The organism is Pseudoalteromonas sp. bablab_jr010, assembly GCF_016464105.1.
Classification (GTDB): domain Bacteria; phylum Pseudomonadota; class Gammaproteobacteria; order Enterobacterales; family Alteromonadaceae; genus Pseudoalteromonas; species Pseudoalteromonas simplex.
This window is the reverse complement of record NZ_JACDWV010000066.1, coordinates 134,150-156,949: the sequence shown is the minus strand read 5'-3', so window position 1 is coordinate 156,949 and position 22,800 is coordinate 134,150. Positions and strand designations below refer to the sequence as shown.

Genomic DNA, 22,800 nt, shown 5'->3' with positions numbered 1-22,800 from the left:
ACATTACTAAGGCTAAATACGATACCGTAGGCGTGAAATTTATTTCGCGCGAAACAAGTTTCACGCCTACGAATTAATACATTAGGCACTGGGCGCTAGGATTTAGGTTCTTGGACGCGATGTAAAATCGCAGCTACAGACTCACACCCGTTACCTACAACTTCGTTACCCACCCGTACTCACCATGGCTTTGAAACTTGTAGCTTTGATTACCGGCATCAAATTGGCCTTGTAGGGTGTTTTCTGTGAGGGTCATCACGGCTTGATGGCCTGCTTTAGCATGATCATTGACTTTGCCAAATACACTTCTATCGCCATTGCTGGCTTCAATAATGTTACTAATTTCGACGGTGTAACTGAGGTATTCGTCGATCACTAAAATAAAGTGATCGCCGGGTTGTAAGGTTTTTAGGGTGTCTAAATCAAATTCGCTGAATGCGGTGTTTGCTAATTGGTCAGGCAAACGGCCTTGTTTATATAGATAATCGTGCGCATGATTAGATAGCTGATTAAGCGGCGCAGTTAAGTTCACAATGGGCTGTGGGGCTATTTGGTCGGCCTGCGCTTTGTAAGAGGCAACAAACTGCTGTGTGCTTGGTTTTGTTTTAAAACCATCACTTTGAATGTGCCATTCATTCAGTGCAAATGCTGTAAGTGGCAGAATGAAGATTAATGCAAGCGTCCTGTTCACATGTTTCTCTTACGGGTTTTTATGTTAACTCATTGTTAGTTTTTACCTTAAGTTAACAACCCGGTCAATGGTTAATCACTAAGTAGTGGTTTTTATTATCGTGTCGATAAAATTAATTTGTTTTACTCGGCTTTGAATGCTCAGCATAATCCGCGTTTTTTTGTCACCGAAACTCAAAGACCAGAGGTACCAAGCATGCGCGGGTGGATCATTTATAAAGATAGCCAAGGCTTGTTAAAACAAGAAACCTATGAAGTAGAACGTTTACTTGCTGCAGCCGAAGAAGAGGGCATAGATTTACAAGTTTATTCGCCTGATCAATTTGACCTGACTATTACCCGTGAAGACGGTAAAAGTATTTTAATTGATGGTAAGTCAGTTGAGCTCCCCGATTTTGTTATCCCTCGCATGGGGGCAAGTACAACTTATTTTGCGCTAGCGATTATTCGCCACCTTGAACGTTTAGGTGTGTACTGTGTTAACAGTTCGCAATCTATCGAAACAGTAAAAGACAAATTATTTGCACAGCAAATTCTTGCAGAGTGTAATTTACCCACGCCAAATACCATGTTGGTTAAATTTCCGGTGAATATTGATTTGGTTGAAAAGCAAATTGGCTTTCCTGTGGTTATTAAAACCTTATCGGGCTCGCAGGGGAGTGGTGTATTTTTATCAAAATCAAAAGAAGAGTTTGATGACTTAATGCAGCTGATTGAGGCTGCAAATCCACAAGCAAACATCATTTTACAGCAGTTTGTTAAGTCCAGTCATGGCCGTGATTTGCGAGTACTTACTATCGGTGGCCGTGCTGTTGCGTGTATGGAACGTAACTCACAGGGTAAAAACTTTAAAGCCAATGTTAGTGCAGGTGGCACTGGTAAGTCATTTCCTATTACGCCAGAAATCGAATGGCTTGCAACCCAAACAGCGAACGTACTTAACCTTGATGTGGCTGGCATTGATTTATTGTTTGATGAGCAGCACTTTAAAATTTGTGAAGCAAACTCAAGCCCTGGCTTTGAAGGCTTAGAAGGTGCGTTGGGTATTGATGTAGCCAAAGAGATTTTGCACTTTATTCGCATTCGTTTAGGTATTTTTGATAAGCCCACAAAACCAGAAGCGCAAGAAAAAGCAGCTAAGAGCGCAGCTTAATCTTCGGTTATTTTTGCACAAAAGCCATTTTCTGAACTTAGAAATAAGTTGAGTGAATGGCGGTTGCAAATTGCTTGTACGGTTGCAAGGCCTAAACCAAACCCTTCTTTTTGACGCGCCGGATCGCTGCGATAAAAGCGTTTTGTGAGCTGTTGTAAATCATGTTCATTGACACCCTTACCATTGTCGACAACTGATATACTTTTTTCAGCAATTATTATTTTAATCGTTGCGCCCTTACCAGCGTACTTTATAGCATTTTCGACTAGGTTAAAAATTGCTTGAAACAACAGGTTTCGATCACCGCTTAATTGCCAAGGTGAAGAAATAGCGACATCAATTGATTGACCGTTTTGTTCGGCACTGGGTTGTAGAATTTCACTAATATCATTGGCAAGTTGACTACTATCAATTGTTTCGAGCTGTAGCGGAAACTGTCCATGTTCTAAACGTGTGAGCTTTAGCATGGCGTCAAAGGTGTTAATGATACTATTGAGCTGTTCAAGCTCGTAGCCCATTTCTGGCAGCTTTTGTAAACGCTGCTCTAAATTAAGTTTTAATCGTGTCAGTGGGGTTTTTAGATCATGAGCGATATTATCGGTAATTCCCTGTACCAAAGCGAAATTTTCCTCTACTGCATCGAGCATTGTATTGATGTGAGCTGCTAAACGATCAAATTCATCACCTTTATCTTTATGGGATAAACGCGCGCTTAAGTTGCCATTTTGAACTTGTTCGGCTGTTGCATTGAAGTAGTTTACACGACGCAAGTGTCGACGAGAAAATAGGTAACCAAACAAGCCTGTTAACGCTATTGCTAAGATAAAAGTCCAACTAGCGATTGATTTGAAATCGATGATTAAACGTTGTAAATGCTCTGTGGCAGTGGCGAGCACGATATTGCCATAAACGGTTTTAACTTTGCCTGTTGTGAGTAGGCGTATTTGACCTCGTCCGGTATCAAGAACAGGAAAAACAACTGTTTCGGGGAGTGAGGGGATATTATCGGGTAAAAAGCTTAGCTGCTGACTTTGTTCATAATCACTCTGCCAAAAAATTAAAATATCACCTTCGCTTCTGAAAACATCCAGCTGTTGAAAAAAGCTTTGCTTGTCAAATTCGGAGGCGAGCGCTTCGATACGTGTTTTTTCGGCATCAAGGCGCCGTTCAACTTGACGGCTTTGCTCGCCAAGTAACAGTTGGTAGATTAAAGTAATCGCAAGTAATAAAGTAACAGCGGTAATTGCTGCAAAGGCCAATGTTAAACGCCAAACCGAGCTTTTTCTTGGGTCGAACAAACGTAGGTTATTTTCGTACATTAACTCTCACTAGCTTTTAAGCGGTAGCCGACACCGCGAACTGTTTCGATTTCTAATTGCGCGGACGCTTCTGTGAGCTTTTTACGAAGCCTCGCAATATGCACGTCAATAACGTTGGTGCCAGGATCAAAATGATATTCCCATACCGATTCAAACAATAAGGTGCGGGTGACTAATTTGTCTTGGTGATCTAATAAATACCTAAGCAATTTAAATTCTTTGGGCTGTAAATTAACAGTTTTAGTGTTTACTTCAACTCGTTGATTACTGTAGTCGAGCGTTAAATTGGCAAGACTAATTTTAGTGCTCAGTGGGGCATGAAAGGTATGCCGTTTTATTAAGTTTTCGACTCGAATAGCTAATTCAGAAAAAGAGAAGGGTTTTGTTAGATAATCATCACCGCCGGCTTTTAAACCTGTCACTCTGTCGTCTACTTTATCTAGCGCAGATAGTATCAATACAGGCGTTGTTTTGCCGGTTGCTCTTAATGCTAACAATACCTGTAAACCATCAAGCTTAGGAAGCATACGATCTAGAATAATCGCGTCGTAATGTTCACACGTCGCTAGCATAAGCCCTTGTTGACCATCTTCTGCGCAATCTAATGTGTAGCCTTGCTCAATAAAAGCCTTGTATAAAAACTCGCGATTTTGCTGGTCGTCTTCAACTAATAATAGTTTCATTAATTGCCCCAACGAAGCAAAGGTAAGTTCTTACCCGTCTCAAGATCAATCGCTTTTTTGTGACGCCCTTTGCTGGTTACGAATGTGGCGACCATGTATGTGATACCCATGTCTTGCTCTAATTGGGCTTCAATTAGGTAGTGTGTTGGCTCACTATCTAGTTGAGTTACTAAACCATGTAATGTGTAACCTTTACGGCTCATCAAATTAGCAGCTGCTATTTCTTCTTGTTCATCAAGCTCCGGAGCTTCATATTCAAGCTCTATTACCTTTCCCGCACTGTCTAAAAGTAATTCGATAAATCGTTGTTTTTTAGCTTCATATAAAGTGACTTCGAATACGCTTTGACCATTTTCAATTTCCAGCTCAAACTCAACAATAACGGCATTTTTCGCATAGTGCTGTTCTATGTTATATAAAACTTCAGTCGGGGCGGGGGCTGTGCTTGAATCTAGCATATTAAAAATGGCTGAACTTGCAGCAAAAGCAAGGCCAGAAATTAAGCACAGGCAAGTTAAAACTAGTTTTTTCATAATATTTCGACATTAGTTTGGCAGCACGTTTAGTGCTGCCATTGTTGTATTTTGTTGTTAATCATCAAGCTTACATGCACGTACGATGTTATCTTGTACCCACTGGCATTCTAGATCAACATATTGTTCTGTAAAACTCGCTAAGCTGTTATCTTCACTGATGTAGCCGAATAAACTAGCCTGTTGCGATTCAGTTACTGTTACTATGCCTTTTAATTCAAGAGGTTCATTGCTGTTATCACGTTCGATTTCACTGACAATATAGCTCTGTCCATCAATAAGACCTTCAAGCTCTAACCATTCACCTGAAAGAGTATCTGCTGTTAACCCATCTTCAAAAACGGTTCTATTTGTGATTTTCAAGCTGATGCCATTGATAATAATGTTGCCATTGCTGTAATTGGCAAAGCCAGAAACACTAAAATTACTGCTTAAATTAGGCGAAGTGTGGCTTTTCTCCAGATCTATTTCGTGGGCTAAAAACCAATTATTAGCTTGCTGCCAGATGGCATCTACTTCTATCGTATCTCCTATGGTTAATGTAGCGCGAGTGGTATCTTCAAATTTAGTTTGATCGGTAATACTCACTTGCCATTGATTGTTCAGGGTAACCAAGGAAGCGTCATTGTTGATGAAGGTAATTGTACCAAAAAGCGCTGTATCTAGATCGTCATCAGCTGTAAAGTTATGTTCAGCGTCAACCTCTTGTGCCATTAATAAGTTACCTTCTAAGCGGCCCTCTACTTCAACGAATTGATTGTTTTCTAATGCGCCGTCGATGTCTGCCTGTTGATATTGAACAGTTAAATCACCTAGTTTAAAAGTATAAGAGGCAGTGTTTAGATCTGTTATGAAACCTTCGAGTTCTAATTCTGCGCTGTTAGATAATGGTTGTTGGTAGGTAACCGTGAATTCACTATGGCTATTGTTATAACCGCTTAATTCAACCAGGCTACCATTTGAAAGGTTTTCGGTATTTAAATTATTTAACTTGAAGCCCGCAATTGTAGCGCCTTGTTCATTGATACTAACAGGCCCTTTAAAACTTGGATCATAATCAATCTGAGTTGCTTCTTTACCATTTGTTTCAACTTCAACCATCATACCCACTTTTAGATCGCTGATTAATGCGTGGTTGTCATCCACCTCAATGTCAGCATTATTTGTGGCTATTTGATGTTGGTTAACTGTAATACTGTTACTTGATATCGCACTTACCTCACCGACTAATAAGCTTGGCAAAGTGAGAGTATTTTGTACTGGTTCCTCACTCTTACTACTACTGCCACAGCCTGAAAGTAGTGCACTGATTGTTGCTAACGAAATAATAGATAGGCGATTTTGATTGATTAGTTTTGTCATGATTGGTCCTTAAATTAGTCAGTGTTTGCAGTTTAACTAAGTAAGGATTGCTTGAAGGTGGAGAGAAAATTAAATTTTGTTAATGTTTGGCATTGCAGTAAATGCCTCTTCTGTATAGTAAATTAATCTTAAAATACTACAAAAGTGTACAGTGCCATCTGGCAAATCATAGGATATGGTAGATTTTTAATTGCAAGGAGTGTGTGTACATGAGTCAGCTCATCAGTCGAGCAACTGCGGGGTTAGTGGCCGTTATTATTGGCTTTACTAGCTCAATTGCGCTTATTTATCAGGTCGTTATGGTGTTAGGTGGCACACCTGATTTGGTTGCTAGCTGGGTATTAATGCTTGGTCTTGCTATGGGCGTCAGCTCAATTGCGTTGTCTTACTACTACAAGGTGCCTATTCTTATCGCGTGGTCAACAACCGGAGCGGCACTCCTTATTTCAAGTGCCCAAGGCTATAGCTTAAATCAAGCTGTTGGCGCGTTTATGTTCTCCGCTGCGCTGGTGTTTTTGTCTGGCATTACTGGCGTGTTCGAAAAAATGATGAATAAGATCCCAAGTCAACTGGCCTGTGCAATGCTTGCAGGCGTGTTGGTGAATTTTGGTATTGATGTGTTCAACTTTATGAACGAGCTGCCTTTAGTGATTGGGTTAATGGTGGCTGTTTATTTATGTGGAAAACGTTACTTTCCACGCTTTGCTATGCTCGCAGTGGTTGTGGCGGGATTTTTAATAGCAGGTGTAACTGGGCAAATTGATACCTCTAGCTGGCAGTGGAAAATGAGCGAGTTTGCTTACATTGCACCTGAGTTTGATTTAAACGCCATGATAAGTGTTGGTTTACCGCTGTTTATTGTGACTATGACGTCGCAAAACTTACCGGGTATTGCTGTATTAAAAGCGCATCACTATAAAGCCCCTGTGTCGGCAGCGTTAAATGTAACCGGGCTATTAAATGTATTTATTGCACCATTTGGTGGCTATGCCATTAATCTAGCGGCTATCACCGCTGCCATTTGTATGAGCCCTGAGGCTGATAAAGATCCAAGAAAACGTTATTGGGCAAGCATTGCTGGTGGGGTGTTTTACATTATTATGGCGCTCCTCGCGGCAACCTTGGTTGGTTTGGTAGCAAGCTTGCCACAGGCATTGATTTTGGCGTTGGCGGGTATCGCACTATTTGCCACTATTGCCAGTAGCTTACAGCAAGCTTTAACTGAGGCGTATTATACCGAAGCCGCTATCGTGACCTTTTTGGTCACAGCGTCTAATCTAACTTTGTTCTCGGTTGGTTCTGCATTTTGGGGAATTGTTGCAGGTACGGTGACTTTGGTTATGACACGCAAAGATTAGTGACACGCTTCAATATTAAAAAAGCCCTAGTTACTGTATATAATAGCTAGGGCCTTTTGTTATTTAAGTAGTGGTTTTATCACTTCAAACATTGCATTGATATGGTCATCGCGGGTATTCAATGCTGGAATGTAGCGGTACTTTTCACCGCCTGCATGCTCAAAGTTTTCGCGGTTTTCGCCTTCGAGTTCTTCTAGTGTCTCTAAACAGTCGGCACTAAACGCAGGGCTTAAAATTGCAACGTCTTTAATGCCTTCAGCAGGGTAGCTTTCAAGGGTTGCGTCTGTGTATGGCTTCAACCATTCAGCTTTACCAAAACGGCTTTGAAAGGTTGTTACAGCAAAGTCTTTTTCAAAGCCAAGTTTCTCAGCCACTAAACGGGTAGTTTGCATACAAAAACAGTAGTAAGGGTCGCCGTTTTCTAAAAACAGTTTAGGTGTACCATGGTACGAAAACACCAACTTTTGTGGCGTGCCATGGGCATTTAGATCTTCGCTAATGCTAGCGGCTAGAGCATCAATGTAAGTCGGATTGTCGTGATAGCCATTAATAAAATGCAGCTCTGGCACCCAGCGCCACTTGCGAAGCACATTTGATACTGCATCAAATGTTGAGCCAATCGTGGTGCTTGAATATTGTGGGTACATAGGCAGCACAATCACGCGAGTGATACCTTTTTCGCGCAGCTCTTCAAGGCCTGCTTCAATTGAAGGGTTACCGTAGCGCATGGCCATAACTACTTCGGTGTCGTGGTGTCCTTTGTCTTTTAAAAGGGCTGCTAACTTTTTGCTTTGCTCTCGGGTAATATGAGTAAGCGGTGAGCCGTTTTCAGTCCAGATACTTTTATAAAGTGCTGCTGAACGTTTTGGGCGTAACGTAAGTACAAAGCAATAAAGGATGATCATCCAAATGAAACGCGGGATCTCGACAATTCGTGGGTCTGATAAAAACTCGCGTAAATATGTTCTAAGTGCCGCGGTAGTAGGGGCGTCTGGGCTCCCTAAGTTGGTCAGTAAAATGCCCGTTTTTTTGTTGAATCGGCCGTCGTGCGGCTTATCGGTAATGGCGGAAAATCGCGACACTGAGTGCTCCTGTATGAAGTAATCGTAATATAAATCACATTGTAACGAAGTAAGCTGGCTATGTGATCACTTTATTCGCTAATTTTTGATCATGATCCTGAAAGGGTTCGGTTTTTTCGATTCTAGTTGTTGCAGTTTATTAATCGATTTAGGGCCAAATACATGCCCTTTTGGCAACAGTAAAATACCGTCGTAATTTCTGAGCGCGTGACCAAGCACCATGCCATTTTTAAGGTTTTGTGCTGAAAGAATTTTCATAGTGCCAACATTTTGAACACTCGCACAGTTAATTTCTAAGCTATTAAATATTTCTAAAATTTTTGGGTGGTAGTATGTTCCGCTATAGAGCTGTAATTGATCGCGAGCCCTTTCAAAATTACTACTCTCTGAGCTTGAAAGTTGTGCAACGGCTTGCCAAAAATCACGGGCTACAGCTAATATCATCGCGGCTTTTGGAATCTCATTCCCTTTTAACCCTTTCGGTTTTCCTGTCCCATTATAGTGTTCAAATTGGTAATAAATTGCTTCAGATACGTCACTTAAGTGAGGCGCAGGCATGAGCATTAATTGTGCTGTACTTGGGTGCGTATAAAATAGTTTTCGTTGTGTTTCAGTGAGTTCTTTAGTTGGTTTTTTATAAAGCTCTGGCTCCATTGCAAGTAGACCTATTTGTGATAAGTATCCTGCCATTTCTGTCATTTCTATAAGTTGATTGTCTAGACCAAGGCGCGTGGCTAGTTGTTTACAGGTAGCAGCAATATTTTGAGCTTGTGTTCCATCTAGGTAAGGGTTGGCATTTATAAAGTTATATAAAATCTCAAAAGTAGCGCGATGCTCATGCTTCTCTCGTTCATTTACTGTTTCAAGTTGTTTTAATACTTTACGGATTTGTTGTGTGCGCTTTTCTACCATTTGCTCAAGGTTGTTGTTTAGCTCTTTTAGTTGGCTGTTTTGCGCTTTAATTTTTTGTTCTAACTGTTGATTCTGGCGTTTCAAAGATGTTTTTTCTATCGCATCATTTATATTGCTTAGTAGTAATTCGTTTTGCCATGGTTTTTGTATGTAAGTATGAATTTTACCGATATTGACTGCAGCAATCGTGTTTTCTATATCTGAGTAACCGGTTAGCAAAATGCGCTGTGGTTCAGGAGCAATGGTGAGTGCCTGTGCGAAAAACTCAGCCCCATTCATGCTTGGCATACGCATGTCGCAGATAATTACATCAAAACTATAATTAGCTAGAGTTTTAAGTCCATCTTTGGGATCTGAGCAGGCTTTTACGGTGATATTGTTAGCTGATAATAACCGCAAAAGAGTTCGCAGCACTATTTCATCATCATCAATGCATAAAACCTGAATATGTTGTTTGCTAATTTGCTCTGCCATGCCATTTTACTATGAATCATCGTTAATCAATAACATAGCCTTAAATTAAGCCTTGTGCTAGGTTTTAAAAGAGACAAACACAGTTTGAGATTAAAATGGATGATTTTAAACAAGCTTATTTATTAGAGAAAGCGGCCAGAGAAGAGGCCGAACAATTGCTTGCCGATAAAAGCCGGATTCTGGTAGCTGTTAATAGTGAGCTTGAACAAAAAGTTGCTGATTTAGAGCATCATCAAGCTATGTTTATTCAAGCTGAAAAAATGGCAACTTTAGGCACATTGTGTGCTGGAGTCGCACATGAAATTAATAACCCGCTTGCTTATAGTATGAGTAACCTTGATAGTTTGAAAAGCTACTGTGGTTTCTTCGGCAAGCTACTGAAATTATGTAGCGAGTTTAGTGAAAATCACATAGACAAAGAGGCTTTTCATCAACAGCTGGTGGATCTAAACCAAGTACACTCTTTTGCGTTTGTTGCTGATGATTTACCTGATTTAATTGATGATACAGAACAAGGTTTGCAACGGATTAGTAAAATAGTGTCGAACTTGTTGAATTTTTCTCGCCCTAAAAGTCAGGATATGCAGTTTGCTGATATGACAGATGCAGTGACAAGTGCGGTGAAACTTCTTACTAATCAATTAAGAAATTGTCATTTGCAATCGCAATATAGCCCAATATCCCAAAGCTGGTGTAATCTAGCTGCTATTAGCCAAGTAATTGTTAATCTTTTAATTAATGCTAAACAAGCTTGCGATAATCAAGACTCTCAAACAAAAATTACTATCAATGTTTATGAGCTAGAGCAACACATATATATTGACATTGAAGATAATGGCATTGGTATGTCAGCAGAGACCATCGCTAAAATATATGATCCTTTTTTCACTACTAAACCAGTAGGAGAAGGTACCGGCATGGGTATGACGATGGTGTATGCTATTGTGCATGAACATAAAGGTCGAATTCATATTCAAAGCTCGCAAGGAATTGGCACAAGAATGAGTTGCGTATTTCCTGTTTTGAGTCAGGTAACTAGTTGACAGTATTTCAGTTGTTGCAAAAATTTGTGGATTCGCTAGTGTAGAGCTAAACCCATTTAAAATTATTGAAAAGGCACGTTATGCTCAATCAACAAAGTTCAGATGTTTTTAACAACTATCTCGCCAGTCAAAGTGCAACGAATCGAGTGAGTTTGGATCAAGTGCTTGGCTATATGTCTGGTTTGTTAGCCTGTTCAGAGTTTTTTGGAGAGTCAGAGCTTGCCAATTACATTGCTGATAATGATGAAGCGGTATTCAACACCTTAATGACGGATTCTGAGCCACGCGATGCAATGATTGAGCTGCTCGATAATGTGACCGAAGCACAAGTTGAACAAAAGAAGATTTTAGCCGAATTATATCCAAATGAAGTAAACAGCAATGAGCCAAGCCAAGCACTGCAAGATTTTTGTAGCGGCTATATTGCAGCTTATATCGTGAATCAAGAAATTTGGCACAGCGATTTACAATTTTTACTGCAAGCGGATGGTCAACAAGAAAATGAAAGCGAAGATGGTCAATTGTTTATTGATAATTTTGAAGCAACTCTCGATTTGCTTACCACCTTTGCAATGTGGGATCAGGCGCTAGCAAACCACCCTGAACCAGATAAACTAGGCGAAGGGTTTGTGACCTTCTTTAACGCACTAGACGAGAGTTTATCTGAAATTGCCACTATGGCGTTAATGCTTGAAGATGAAAAGCTGGCGATGTTGGAACAAGATAAGTAAATACTCCTCACCTCAGTAGAGATAAGCTGATAGTTGCATTATTTTGCTTATTTCTGCTGTAAAGTGAATAATTCCCACCACTGAAACTCTATTAATACTATAAATAGAAATATTTATACCTAAGTCGTACCTCTTTTTTCTTTCATTTTGTGGATTTGTTGATAGGATGTTTTGTAAAGGTTAACTCGCAGGCTTGAGTTAGCTTTCAAACTTGTGATTTTAAAATCAATAATACGTGCTTAGTGCTTTTCTAAATTTCTCCAAAAGGGGCGTCTTTTGTTTTAAGGAAAGCCAGAATATCAACAGGATACACATGACAACACATTCTTTAAGTATGCTGGCCGTTGCGGTCAGTGTGGCTGTTTCTGCGACTTCAGTGCAGGCAGCTGAGCAAGCACCTGCTGCCAAAGCAGATAAAAACATCGAACAAATCTCTGTATTAGGCTCTCGGGTTGCTAATCGTACGGCTACCGAATCAACATCACCCGTTGATTTAATTGATGCAGATGACCTAAACAAAGGTGGTTTTACTGAGCTCGGCCAAAGTCTGCAAGCGACGGCTCCTTCATTTAACTTTTCACGCACGCAAGTGTCAGATGGCTCTGACTTATTTAGACCAGCGACTCTTCGTGGTTTACAGCCTGACCAAACGTTAGTGCTTATCAATGGTAAGCGCCGTCATAACCAATCTATTTTTGGCTTAAATGGTACTGTAGGTGCCGGTGCTGCAGGTACCGATATGAACGCGATTCCGCTTACCGCTTTAAAAGGCGTTGAAGTACTTCGTGATGGTGCTGCGGCGCAATATGGCTCAGATGCGATTGCTGGTGTTATCAACTTATCGTTAAACGATTCAACTGGTGTAACAACGGGCTATGTGCAAGCGGGTAGTACAGGTGAAGGCGATGGTGACACTATTTCAATGGGTTTAAACCGGGGTTTTGATTTAGGTGATGAAGGCGGCTTCATTAACTTTTCTTTAGAATACCGTGATGCTGATGGCACCAACCGCGCCCAGCGTGATACTGGTGGCTCAGTTGATGTACCAGCAGGTACGCTATCTGACGAGGTTCGTTGGGGGCAAGGTAATGCTGATAGCGAATTTACGTCTGTGTTTTATAACATGGCGTTACCATTCGGTGAGACTGAGCTTTACTCATTTGGCGGATACTCAAACCGTACTGCGCTAGGTAATGGTTTTTATCGTAACTTTGACCAAGCAGCGAAGAACGTGGTGCAAGTATATGGCGATGGCTTTTTACCTCGTATCGATAACGAAGCTGAAGATATTTCGTTTTCACTTGGTTTACGCGGTGAGTTAAATCCAGATTGGAGCTATGACGTATCTGCAGTATATGGTGAAAACAGTTATGATTTTACGTCAAAAAACACCCTAAATGCGTCGTATGCTGCTGAATATGTTGCGAATAACCCTGATGCAAGCGATGCTGATATTGTTGCAAATGCAGGCCCTAATGGTGGCTACTCAGGTGGCTTTAGGTTTGATCAAACAACAGTAAATGCAGACCTGAATGGTATTGTTGATTTTGGCCGCAGTGAGCCTTTATATGTATCTGTGGGAGCCGAATACCGTAAAGAGAATTATGAAATCGTGCCGGGCGAAGAAGCGTCTTATGCGTGTGGTTTAGCTAATTCAGATACTTCATTCCCAGCGGTAAACGACAGCAGCGTATTTGCTGAGTGTGGTTTCCAAGCTTATAACGGTTTACGCCCTGAAGCGTCAAATAAAGAGAGTCGTCACAGCTATGCATTTTATGTGAATGCCGAAACGTTGATCACGGATGCATGGCAAGTAAGTACAGCGCTTCGTTATGAAGACTTCTCTGATGCCGGTGATGACATCATTGGTAAGCTAGCAACGCGCTATGAAATTACCGATGACTTTGCCGTGCGTGGTGCGATTTCGTCTGGCTTTAGAGCGCCATCATTGCAACAAAGTGCGTACACTGCTTACACTACAAACCTAGGTGCTGGTGGTGTGTTATTGCAGTCATTCACAGCAACTGCTGGCTCTGATTTCCCATCAGCACTTGGCGTTGATAGTCTAGGCCTTGAAAGCTCTGAAAACTTAAGTGCGGGTTTTGTTTATAACGTAACCAGCGATTTATCATTAACTGTTGATTTTTATCATGTAGAGATCAAAGACAGAATTACCCTTGGCAGCTTAATGTCGGCGGACGATGTGGCATTTAGTGCCGAGGCTGTGGCTGCGCTTAATGCAACAGGGGCACAGCAAGCCAACTACTTCTCAAACTCAGTTGATTCAACCACTAAAGGGGTTGATATTATTGCTTCGTACCGCACCGATTTATACGACGGTAATTTCTCAGCAACCTTCGCGGGTAACATTAACGAAACTGAAATTGATGATGTAAATGCACCAGAGGGTATTCCTGAATCAATCGCCCTTGATGATTTACAACGTAGTTTCTTAACAGACGGTCAACCAGGTGAGCGTGCAACGCTAACGTTTGAATACGATCGTGGCGATTTCAACAGCATGCTACGCTTTAATTACTATGGTGAAACAGACGTTAAATACTTTGGTAATGACCACATTGGTTTGCCTGATGAGCTATCACCTACCGGTGAGTTTAAAGACACAAGCACGGTAGAATCGGCGGTATTAGTGGATGTTAATGTGGGCTATCAGCTAACTGACGAACTCATGCTATCGGCGGGTATTGATAATATCTTTGATGTAACGCCAGACGAACTAGGCGAAGATGAAGCGCTTGATTTTATTACAAATAAAGCATTCAAATACCCTGTTCGTGCACTACCTTATGGTTTTGATGGTATGACCTACTACGCAAAATTAAGTTTTAGTTTTTAATTCCTAAGTTGATATGAAACTTAAATAGCGCCTAACGGCGCTATTTTTTTGCTTAATTTTAGTATCCGACATTTGTCTTTAATTAGAGAGTTGCAAGGGGAAAGTTTGCGAGTTTCGAGATACTAGATGCGAGTCTGTAGCAGCGATTTCATATCGCGTTTTATTTCGCTTTTTTGAGTTTTCATCTGCATTTAAGCACTCCAGAATCTATTTAGTAGAATGCTTCCAAATAACAAAATCCAACCTGCAACTATAATTGTGTAGTAGACAGTCGAATTAATTATTGGCTCTAAAGTGAAGCGTGGTGAAAATAATTTTTTTACCGGTTTAAAGAATAGCTTTGGGTTTAAGCTACCCGCTAAAATTATAAGTGAAATTGCTAGACAACTAATGAACTCTAACCAGTCTAGGCCTTGTAATATAAGCGAATAAACACTGACAGTTAAATTAATAATTGCTGCCAATCCGAACAAAATTGATAGCAGCTTTTCCTTTTTATTAAGCCTTTCCATGCTGTAATACTCCTTATTACATTATTTAATATCTTCACATTCAGGTAAGTTACGAGAAATGAACTTGTAGCTGCGATTTTAATCTCGCACCTTATAATTCGCATCCATCACCAATGTCGCGGCATAAAGCCGCTGCTACGTAGGCGTTATGCTTGCATGGCGCGCGAAATAAATTTCACGCCTACGTCTAGTCGTTTTACATAGGTGTGGTGTTTGAGAGTTCATGGCTGAAGCCATTCCTACGAACGACATCAAATTTGTAGCAGCGATTTCATATCGCGTTTTATCCTATTCAATGCGCAGCCTCTTTGAGAGTTTTTGTTTTCTCTGTGTACCGCGAAGCGCCTCTTTGTTGTCTGTGATTAAAATTATTTTCACAAAGAGAAGTTTATGAGAAGAAAAAGAGGAAGTGAAAACACCTCCTCCATAATTGTAATATTTTTGCTATTTCGAACCATTAACCACTCGGTCGCAAATCTCGCGCATTTGTTGTTTTATTTCGGGTTCTTTTTCATCGAATATCTTGTTGATCCGCTCGATATAGGCATGGTTTTCTTCGAATGGCACGCCGATTTCGTAGACATCGGCGGCTTCGCGTAGCATTTCTTTATCGAACTCACTGAAAATATCGACCATCTCTTGGGCTTTCTCTTGCTCAATACCGAGTGCTTCAAAAGCTGAGCGGCCCATACGCATGGTACTGTCGTATGTTTCGCGAATAATATCTCGACAACCGTAAGCCCATAAATCGTATACATGATGGCGGTCTACAGCGCGGGCAACCACATGTAAATGCGGGTAATTTTGCATCGCATAACGAACTAATTTAGTGATTTGTTCGGCATCATCAAGCGCAACAACCAGCAGTTTTGCATCTTCAATGCCTGCAGCACTGAGTAAGTCTGGTCGAGTTGCATCACCAAAGAAATTACGAATACCAACACGCTCTAAGGCTTCGAGTTGCTTGTAGTTGTAATCAATCACAGTCGTTTTATAGCCGCCAGCTTGTAAAATACGGTCAACCAGCCCACCCATTCTGCCTGAGCCTGCAATGATCACATGGCTATCATCGGGAAACTCGTCTGTTTCTTTTCCTGGTTGCTCACAAATGAAACGGGGGGCTATCACACGCTGATAAAGGATATATAACCCAGGTGAAAGTAGCATGGATAAAGTAACAACCAGTAAAAGTTGGTCGGCGATGTTGTCTGCCAATACATTATTAGAGACACTGTAAGCAAGTAGTACAAAACCAAACTCACCAGCTTGAGCAAGCCCCAGTGCTAGCAACCAGAGTGCGGCGCCTCTAAGACCAAAAATACGACCTAAAATAAGCAGTACAGCTGTTTTTGTTACAATCAATGCACTGGTTAAGAGCACAATGGTAGCTAGGTTATCTGCGAGTAATTGAAAATTGATACTAGCGCCAACGGTGATAAAGAATAATCCTAGCAACAGCCCTTTAAAGGGATCGATATTACTTTCGAGTTCGTGTTTATAAGGTGAATTTGCAAGCACAACACCCGCTAAAAAAGTACCAAGTGCAGGTGATAAGCCTACTAACGACATCATCAAAGCGATACCAATAACAAAGAATAGGGCTGTTGCAGTAAATAATTCGCGAAGCCGTGCTTGTGCTACAAATCTAAAAATGGGTGCGGTTAAGTAGTTACCACCAAAAACAACGAGCGCTATCATACCTAAAGTAACCAGCGCTGCTTGCCAGCTCTCAAGACCCGCCACCAAGCTTAAACTAGCATGAGTGTCTTCACTTGTATGGGCTGTATCTGCAATGGCTGGCGCTAGTTCAGGTAAAGCAAGCAAGGGAATAAACGCAAGCATAGGAATAACGGCTATGTCTTGAGTAAGTAATACGCTAAATGAGGCTTGACCACCATCTGACTTTAATAGCCCGCGCTCTGAAAGCGTTTGCAGCACAATCGCGGTCGATGAAAGTGATAAAATTAAGCCTATTGTAAGTGCTGTTTGCCAAGCATGACCAAATGCTAAACCAATACCCGTAAAGGCGGCAGCTGATAAAACCACCTGTCCGCCACCAAGGCCAATAAGCTGTTTTCGCATTGACCAAAGCGCTTTGGGTTCAAGCTCTAAGCCAACAATGAACAGCATCATTACCACACCAAATTCAGCAAAATGCTGGATGGCAATCACATCAACATTTAAAAATGTCAGTGTTGGCCCAATAACAATACCAGCGAGTAAGTAGCCAAGTACTGAACCTAACCCCAGTTTGCTGGCAATAGGCACGGCAATAATGCCTGCAATAAGGAAAATATAGGCGATTAAGAGAAAGTCAGTCATCGTAATCCTGTTTGTTTTTAATTAACTATGGTTGGTTTCGCTAGTTTTGCCAGTAGTTAGGTAGTGAATGCAATCAAAAAGCGAATTTAGTCAGTAAAATGACAACAAGGAATGGTGTTTAGTCAAAACGAGTAAGACAAAATAAGGGGTAAAAAATCATCGTTTTTTTATTAAAAATACTTGCGTAGCGCTAGGCTAGGTATATACTCGCAGCACGTTTAATAGGAGTAAAAAATGAGCAAAAAGAAACAACGCGCACAAGGCCAAGTTGATACTGGTCGTGGTGTAATCAACGACAATGTGTACGCCGCAATGGTGACATCTAAGCTGTTCACAGCAAAAGTAGAGAAACCTAAAAAAGGTAAAGGTGCATATCAACGTAAGGCTAAACATGCAGGACGAGAGTCCTATTTAATCGCTGCTTAATTAAGTTGTGATCAAATAGGATTTTTGTGAAAAGCAAACACTGAGTGTTTGCTTTTTTTATGACTAAAATTCGTGTTAAGAATAAATTTCACCCAATTTTAATAGAAATTTTTACCTAAAAACTAATTTATTCGTTATATACCCAGAATCGATACGGTAATTATTTTTGTTTTACCTCACATAACCTCTGACTATTTTGTGCGCAAACCAGATAAACCGTACTTTTGTGGTTAAAATATTGTTAATTTCATGTTCATTTTTACTCTGTAGAATCATCCTCGTTTTTGCTTTTCAATAAAAATAATTAATTCTTTTTTAGTGTCTATGTTTAAATTTTGCATCAAAAAGTGTGTTTATTTTACCTTTTGTGGGTAAATGCAAGCTTGACGTAACAGTGCTTTGTGTTACTTTAAAGTTGGATTTGTAAAATAAATGTTATTGAAACTTTGGGCGGAGGGAGCGAATGAGCTCGCATAAATTAATAAAAAATGCCTTTAAACTGAGTGCGCTGTCACTAGGTTTATACGGCTTTACAGCACAGGCTGCGATTGATTGCAGCAACTTAGAAGTGTGGCAACAAGGGCAAACACATGTTGGTGGTGATCAGGTTCAAGCACAAGGTAGCGCTTATGAAGCCAAATGGTGGACGCAAACCAACCCTGTGGAGACTTCTGGTGTCGATCAAGAGTGGCGTTTATTGGCTGTTTGTGACAGCGTTGTCAATGAAAATCAAGCACCTCAAATTAGCAGCTTAACACCCGCAGAGGGTTCTTTATTTACCACAAGTGACAGCGTTGTCATAAGTGCGATCGCTGCTGATCCTGATGGTAGTGTGGCAAGTGTAGAGTTTTTTGTTGATGGTACTTCGCTGAGTGTTGTGACAAGCGCACCTTATTCAGCGAGCTGGCAAGCAACCCAAGGCAGCCATGTTATCAGCGCGGTCGCAACGGATGATTTAGGGTTAACCTCTACAGCGGTTGCACATTCAGTGAATGTGTCTGATGACGTTGAGCCGGTCAACCAAGCACCAGTGGCAAGCATTGAATTTAGCTCACTGCCGTCACAAGTAACGGTGGGTGACAGTGTGGTGTTTGCGCTTTCTGGCACTGATAGCGATGGTCAAGTGACCGCGTTATCGTTAACTGAAAACAGCACTGAAGTTCATCAAGCAAGTGCTGCTTCTTCAAGTTACACGTGGCAGGCTCCAGCACTTGGGCAATTTTCATTTACCTTAACGGTGACCGATAACGAAGGCGCGACGGATACACAAAGCAAAGTTGTGAATGTTGTTGAAGCAACAGAGCCAGGCACAGATTGTAAACCGCAAGGTTTATACCAAACGCCGGGTGTCAATACCCCATACTGTAGCGTGTATGATGCAAATGGCCGCGAGAAAATGGGCCCAGATCATCCACGCCGCGTTATTGGTTATTTTACGAGTTGGCGAAATGGTGCCAATGGTCAGCCAAGCTACTTAGTTAACGATATTCCTTGGGACAAGATCACCCATATTAACTATGCCTTTGCGCATGTTGATGGTAATAACAAGGTCTCGATTGGTGATCCAAATGCAGCTGGCAACCCAGCGACAAACATGACTTGGCCGGGCGTTACAGGCGCTGAAATGGATCCAAGCTTTAGTTACACAGGTCACTTTAACTTACTCAATAAATTCAAAAAACAACACCCAGATGTAAAAACCTTAATCTCTGTAGGTGGCTGGGCTGAAACAGGTGGTTATTTTGGTGAAGACGGTACTCGCGTAAACAGCGGTGGTTTCTACACGATGACAACCAATGCCGATGGCTCAGTGAACCAAGCGGGGATTGATGCCTTTGCGAAAAGTGCCGTTGAGTTTATTGAAACCTACGGTTTTGATGGTGTCGATATTGATTACGAATACCCATCGTCAATGAATGACTCAGGCCACCCTGATGATTTTCCTATTTCTAATGCTCGTCGCGCAGGTCTTAACGCCTCGTATCGTGTATTGATGCAAAAACTACGTGAAGAACTTGATATTGCAGGTGAAAAGGCTGGAAAGCATTACTTGTTAACGATTGCTTCGCCCTCTTCAGGTTACTTATTACGTGGTATGGAAACATTCCAAAGCGTGAAGTATCTCGACTACGTTAACATTATGTCTTATGACTTACATGGTGCATGGAATTCACATGTAGGCCATAACGCAGCCTTGTTTGATACCGGTCTTGATTCTGAGTTAGCGCAATGGGGCGTTTATACCACCGCTGAGTTTGAAGGAATTGGCTACTTAAATACGGATTGGGCTGTGCGTTACTTCCGCGGTGCGGTCTCTGCAGGTCGAATCAATATTGGTATTCCATATTACACCCGTGGCTTTAAAGATGTATCCGGTGGTACTAATGGTTTATGGGGCCAAGCAGCGCTGCCAGATCAATCAAAATGTGCGAAAGGGACTGGCGTTGGTGAGAAAAATCAATGCGGTAATGGCGCTCTCGGCATTGATAACCTATGGCACGATAAGAACGATGTTGGTGAAGAAATGCCAGCAGGTTCTAACCCACTATGGCATGCGAAAAATCTTGAAAATGGCATTAACCCTTCTTACCTTGAAATCTATGGTCTAACGCCAGAAACCGATGCAGATGATGTATTAACGGGTACTTATACACGTTTTTACGATGATGTAGCGGTTGCTCCATGGCTTTGGAATGCAGAGAAAAAGGTATTCTTATCAATTGAAGATGAGCAATCAATGGCAACTAAAGTTGATTATGTTATCAACAATGGTCTTGGCGGCATCATGTTCTGGGAGCTTGCCGGTGACTATGATTATGACTCAGCGAAAGGTGAGTACTTCATGGGCTCAAGCTTAACCACACTTGCTTACGATAAATTTAACCAAAGTGGTGTGGCTTACAACACTCATCAAGGTAATGTCGATTTCACCCTGCCAAGCGAAGCGGTTGACGTAAGCTTTACAGTGAAAGACTTTCCAATTGGTGATGATAACTACCCAATCGCACCTACATTCGCATTCACCAATAACTCAGGTATCGACTTAAGCGGCGCAAAAATCAGCTTTGATGTGCCCGTTTCTACCTCGGCAATTTTCAAATCAAATTGGAATGCACAAGAAAAGCTCGGCATGGCTGTTGAAGCGAATGGCTCTAATGCGGCTGGCGATAATATCGGCGGTTTTGAAAATGAGTTCCATCGTTTTTCAATCACCTTAGTGAATGAGTGGGGCGGTATCGAAAAGTCATTTAACACAGGTGAAACCGTTGAGGCACAAGTTATGTACTACATGCCAATTACGGGGCCAACTAACTTCACCATTGAGAAAAATGGCAAAATCTATGCCTTCAAATACGAATACCCAATGCTACCAGATGGCACAGCTGGCAGTGGTGATACTGGCGGTGACACCGGTGGTGATACGGGTGGCGAGGGAAGCTGTAATGGTGTTGATGTAGCAAGCATCCCAGTGTATCCAAATTGGCCGCAAACTGACTGGGCTGGTAACCCAAGCCATGCTGTTGGCGGCGACCTAATGAATCACAACAACGTGATTTACGAAGCAAAGTGGTGGACGAGCACAGAGCCAGGCACATCTGCTGACTGGACGGTGAGTTGCACGCTTTAACCAACTAAGCGGAGCAAGCATTTTGCTCCGCATTTCTACAGCGAGAACAACAATGAAAGTAATGAAATCAAAGGCATTGTCTTTATCGGCAGTGGCAACCAGCATGCTGCTTGCCTGTGCATCAAGCCATGTGAATGCCCACGGATTTTTAGAAAGCCCGAAGGCTCGTCAAGCGATATGTAATGCTGATGGTGGGTACTGGTGGCCTGCTGATGGCAGTGGTATTCCTAACCTAGCTTGTCGTGCAGCGTTTGTTGAAGCAGGGCATGTACAGTTTGTTCAAGACATTGAATTTTCAGCTAATACCATTGATTACACAAGCCTTGATGCAGTAAAGCAAAGCGTGCCTGATGGCCGATTATGTGCCGCAGGCGACCCTGAAAAACGCGGTATGGATTTACCTTCAGCGCATTGGCAACGCAGTGAGGTTATTCCTAATGCGAATGGCGATATTTTAGTGCGTTTTTTAGCAAGTACGCCGCATAACCCGAGTTTCTGGCAGTTTTATTTAACAAAACCGGGCTTTGATAGTGCGACTCAAGTGCTTACTTGGGACGACCTAGAGCTTGTTGAAGAGTACGGTAATCTTGATTTTAGCATTGATGCTAACAACGGCCGTTACTATGAAATGAGCGTATCTATTCCACAAGGGCGCAGTGGCGATGCCATTTTATACACGCGTTGGCAACGAGATGATGCCGGTGGCGAAGGCTTCTACAACTGTAGCGATATTAATATTGTCAGCGATGCGACCCCGACAGAGCCAACCGATTGGGCAGCAATTAGCTACTTTGTTCGTCAAGGACAAGACGCTGAGGTTGGCGGTAGAGTGTCAGCGAGGTTATTTGATGAAAATGGCCAAGAGTTACTCACTCAACAAATGCAGATCACAGCTGATAACCAAGCTAATTGGCAGGCTGAATTTGCAGCACTGTTAAACCTTAATTACGCGCACTTAGTTAATATTGGCGTGCAAAATAGCGCTGGAGATATTGCCTTTGATGCGTCTGATTTAATGACTAATCAGGTCTTTACAACGAATGCAAATTACAGCTTTGCACTAAGCGTACAAGCGGCTCCTGACAATACCGCGCCAATTATTCATCAACCAGATGACCTCCAAGTCGAAGAAGAAAGCAGCACCGCGATACACCTACACGCCTTTGATGATCAACAAAGCACATTAACTTATAGCTGGGATGTACCTGCACCACTGAGCTTTACGGGTAGCGATGCCAACATCACGCTAAATGCCCCCTCTGTAGATGCTGATACAAGCTACACCGTAAGAGTATCGGTGTCAGATGGCGAGCTCACAAGCCAAGTAAGTTTTACCGTGACTGTGCTCAATAGCACTGTGGTCGACCCTGATCCAGTTGATCCGAGCGTGCCTGCTTGGAATAGCACAAGCCAATACAACACGGGCGATAAAGTGAGTTTTAACGGCGGAGTTTACAGTGCGAAATGGTGGAACCAAGGCGCACAACCAGACAGTAGTGATGCATGGCAGCTTGAATCAGGCAGTGCATCAATCGAGTGGAACAGCGGCAAAGCCTATCAAGGCGGCGACGAAGTAACCTATCAAGGACAGCGCTATCGAGCGCAGTGGTGGACCCAAGGAGATGTTCCGGGTGCCAGCCAAGTATGGACAGAAATCTAAAGTTTTGTAGTTCAAACTTTATCAATAACAGCGTAACGCTATATAAAAACAGATA

The 22,800-nt window shown here is 41.9% G+C and carries 17 protein-coding genes; 8 read left to right on the top strand and 9 right to left on the bottom strand.

Annotation, left to right across the window (positions count from 1 at the left end):
• Positions 1–154 precede the first annotated feature (154 nt).
• Entirely contained in the window at positions 155–691 is a 537-nt protein-coding gene (locus JIG37_RS04775; RefSeq protein WP_138619797.1) for a hypothetical protein, read from the bottom strand.
• 195 nt (positions 692–886) lie between these two features.
• Between JIG37_RS04775 and JIG37_RS04770 the strand changes: the two genes are divergently transcribed.
• Complete coding sequence (locus tag JIG37_RS04770) at positions 887–1,843, top strand: RimK family alpha-L-glutamate ligase (protein ID WP_199528813.1); 957 nt, start codon at positions 887–889, stop codon at positions 1,841–1,843.
• Here the strand turns inward: JIG37_RS04770 and JIG37_RS04765 are convergent.
• From JIG37_RS04765 to JIG37_RS04750, 4 genes are read right to left on the bottom strand one after another with little or no spacing between them, the layout of a single operon-like run.
• Entirely contained in the window at positions 1,840–3,162 is a 1,323-nt protein-coding gene (locus JIG37_RS04765; RefSeq protein WP_138599368.1) for an ATP-binding protein, read from the bottom strand. The two genes, JIG37_RS04770 and JIG37_RS04765, sit on opposite strands and share 4 nt — an antisense overlap.
• Positions 3,162–3,845 (bottom strand): response regulator transcription factor, encoded by a 684-nt coding sequence (locus tag JIG37_RS04760; protein WP_138599367.1) that lies wholly within the window; start codon positions 3,843–3,845, stop codon positions 3,162–3,164. The genes JIG37_RS04765 and JIG37_RS04760 overlap by 1 nt, the downstream gene beginning before the upstream one ends.
• The gene (locus JIG37_RS04755) at positions 3,845–4,378 is read right to left on the bottom strand and encodes a hypothetical protein (RefSeq protein WP_054553439.1); all 534 of its coding nucleotides are present in this window, start codon (positions 4,376–4,378) and stop codon (positions 3,845–3,847) included. The genes JIG37_RS04760 and JIG37_RS04755 overlap by 1 nt, the downstream gene beginning before the upstream one ends.
• A gap of 57 nt (positions 4,379–4,435) precedes the next feature.
• Positions 4,436–5,740 (bottom strand): DUF5666 domain-containing protein, encoded by a 1,305-nt coding sequence (locus JIG37_RS04750; RefSeq protein ID WP_138619794.1) that lies wholly within the window; start codon positions 5,738–5,740, stop codon positions 4,436–4,438.
• Between the two features lie 209 nt (positions 5,741–5,949).
• Between JIG37_RS04750 and JIG37_RS04745 the strand changes: the two genes are divergently transcribed.
• Positions 5,950–7,098: a benzoate/H(+) symporter BenE family transporter gene (locus JIG37_RS04745; protein ID WP_054553441.1), complete on the top strand. Its 1,149-nt coding sequence runs from the start codon at positions 5,950–5,952 to the stop codon at positions 7,096–7,098.
• 59 nt (positions 7,099–7,157) lie between these two features.
• Here the strand turns inward: JIG37_RS04745 and hemH are convergent, their stop codons facing one another.
• Positions 7,158–8,180, bottom strand: coding sequence for a ferrochelatase (gene hemH / locus JIG37_RS04740; protein WP_054553442.1), 1,023 nt, complete (start codon positions 8,178–8,180; stop codon positions 7,158–7,160).
• A 78-nt stretch (positions 8,181–8,258) separates the two neighbouring features.
• Positions 8,259–9,566: an HD domain-containing phosphohydrolase gene (locus JIG37_RS04735; RefSeq protein WP_138599364.1), complete on the bottom strand. Its 1,308-nt coding sequence runs from the start codon at positions 9,564–9,566 to the stop codon at positions 8,259–8,261.
• A gap of 95 nt (positions 9,567–9,661) precedes the next feature.
• Here JIG37_RS04735 and JIG37_RS04730 point away from each other — a divergent pair, with 95 nt between their 5' ends.
• From JIG37_RS04730 to JIG37_RS04720, 3 genes are all read left to right on the top strand, one after another.
• Complete coding sequence (locus JIG37_RS04730; RefSeq protein WP_199528812.1) at positions 9,662–10,609, top strand: ATP-binding protein; 948 nt, start codon at positions 9,662–9,664, stop codon at positions 10,607–10,609.
• Between the two features lie 80 nt (positions 10,610–10,689).
• On the top strand, positions 10,690–11,340 hold the full coding sequence (locus JIG37_RS04725; RefSeq protein WP_199528811.1) for a UPF0149 family protein: 651 nt from the start codon (positions 10,690–10,692) through the stop codon (positions 11,338–11,340).
• A gap of 313 nt (positions 11,341–11,653) precedes the next feature.
• Entirely contained in the window at positions 11,654–14,197 is a 2,544-nt protein-coding gene (locus tag JIG37_RS04720) for a TonB-dependent receptor (protein WP_199528810.1), read from the top strand.
• Between the two features lie 191 nt (positions 14,198–14,388).
• Here the strand turns inward: JIG37_RS04720 and JIG37_RS04715 are convergent, their stop codons facing one another.
• The gene (locus JIG37_RS04715; RefSeq protein WP_199528809.1) at positions 14,389–14,709 is read right to left on the bottom strand and encodes a hypothetical protein; all 321 of its coding nucleotides are present in this window, start codon (positions 14,707–14,709) and stop codon (positions 14,389–14,391) included.
• A 444-nt stretch (positions 14,710–15,153) separates the two neighbouring features.
• Complete coding sequence (locus JIG37_RS04710) at positions 15,154–17,031, bottom strand: monovalent cation:proton antiporter-2 (CPA2) family protein (protein ID WP_054553448.1); 1,878 nt, start codon at positions 17,029–17,031, stop codon at positions 15,154–15,156.
• A gap of 234 nt (positions 17,032–17,265) precedes the next feature.
• On the opposite strand from JIG37_RS04710, the gene arfA reads away from it, so the two are divergent.
• From arfA to JIG37_RS04695, 3 genes are all read left to right on the top strand, one after another.
• Positions 17,266–17,457, top strand: a complete 192-nt coding sequence (gene arfA / locus JIG37_RS04705) for an alternative ribosome rescue factor ArfA (RefSeq protein WP_054553449.1) — start codon at positions 17,266–17,268, stop codon at positions 17,455–17,457.
• Between the two features lie 463 nt (positions 17,458–17,920).
• Positions 17,921–21,085 (top strand): glycosyl hydrolase family 18 protein, encoded by a 3,165-nt coding sequence (locus tag JIG37_RS04700; RefSeq protein ID WP_199528808.1) that lies wholly within the window; start codon positions 17,921–17,923, stop codon positions 21,083–21,085.
• 52 nt (positions 21,086–21,137) lie between these two features.
• A complete protein-coding gene (locus JIG37_RS04695) occupies positions 21,138–22,745 on the top strand; it encodes a lytic polysaccharide monooxygenase (protein ID WP_054553451.1) in 1,608 nt (535 codons plus the stop codon).
• Positions 22,746–22,800 lie beyond the last annotated feature (55 nt).

Coding starts and splice junctions, on each gene's coding strand:
- JIG37_RS04730 (WP_199528812.1), top strand. CDS start 9,662: ATGGATGATTTTAAACAAGCTTATTTATTAGAGAAAGCGGCCAGAGAA.
- JIG37_RS04700 (WP_199528808.1), top strand. CDS start 17,921: ATGAGCTCGCATAAATTAATAAAAAATGCCTTTAAACTGAGTGCGCTG.
- JIG37_RS04765 (WP_138599368.1), bottom strand. CDS start 3,162: ATGTACGAAAATAACCTACGTTTGTTCGACCCAAGAAAAAGCTCGGTT.
- arfA (WP_054553449.1), top strand. CDS start 17,266: ATGAGCAAAAAGAAACAACGCGCACAAGGCCAAGTTGATACTGGTCGT.
- JIG37_RS04695 (WP_054553451.1), top strand. CDS start 21,138: ATGAAAGTAATGAAATCAAAGGCATTGTCTTTATCGGCAGTGGCAACC.
- JIG37_RS04745 (WP_054553441.1), top strand. CDS start 5,950: ATGAGTCAGCTCATCAGTCGAGCAACTGCGGGGTTAGTGGCCGTTATT.
- JIG37_RS04725 (WP_199528811.1), top strand. CDS start 10,690: ATGCTCAATCAACAAAGTTCAGATGTTTTTAACAACTATCTCGCCAGT.
- JIG37_RS04760 (WP_138599367.1), bottom strand. CDS start 3,845: ATGAAACTATTATTAGTTGAAGACGACCAGCAAAATCGCGAGTTTTTA.
- JIG37_RS04770 (WP_199528813.1), top strand. CDS start 887: ATGCGCGGGTGGATCATTTATAAAGATAGCCAAGGCTTGTTAAAACAA.
- JIG37_RS04720 (WP_199528810.1), top strand. CDS start 11,654: ATGACAACACATTCTTTAAGTATGCTGGCCGTTGCGGTCAGTGTGGCT.
- JIG37_RS04735 (WP_138599364.1), bottom strand. CDS start 9,566: ATGGCAGAGCAAATTAGCAAACAACATATTCAGGTTTTATGCATTGAT.
- JIG37_RS04710 (WP_054553448.1), bottom strand. CDS start 17,031: ATGACTGACTTTCTCTTAATCGCCTATATTTTCCTTATTGCAGGCATT.
- JIG37_RS04755 (WP_054553439.1), bottom strand. CDS start 4,378: ATGAAAAAACTAGTTTTAACTTGCCTGTGCTTAATTTCTGGCCTTGCT.
- JIG37_RS04750 (WP_138619794.1), bottom strand. CDS start 5,740: ATGACAAAACTAATCAATCAAAATCGCCTATCTATTATTTCGTTAGCA.
- JIG37_RS04715 (WP_199528809.1), bottom strand. CDS start 14,709: ATGGAAAGGCTTAATAAAAAGGAAAAGCTGCTATCAATTTTGTTCGGA.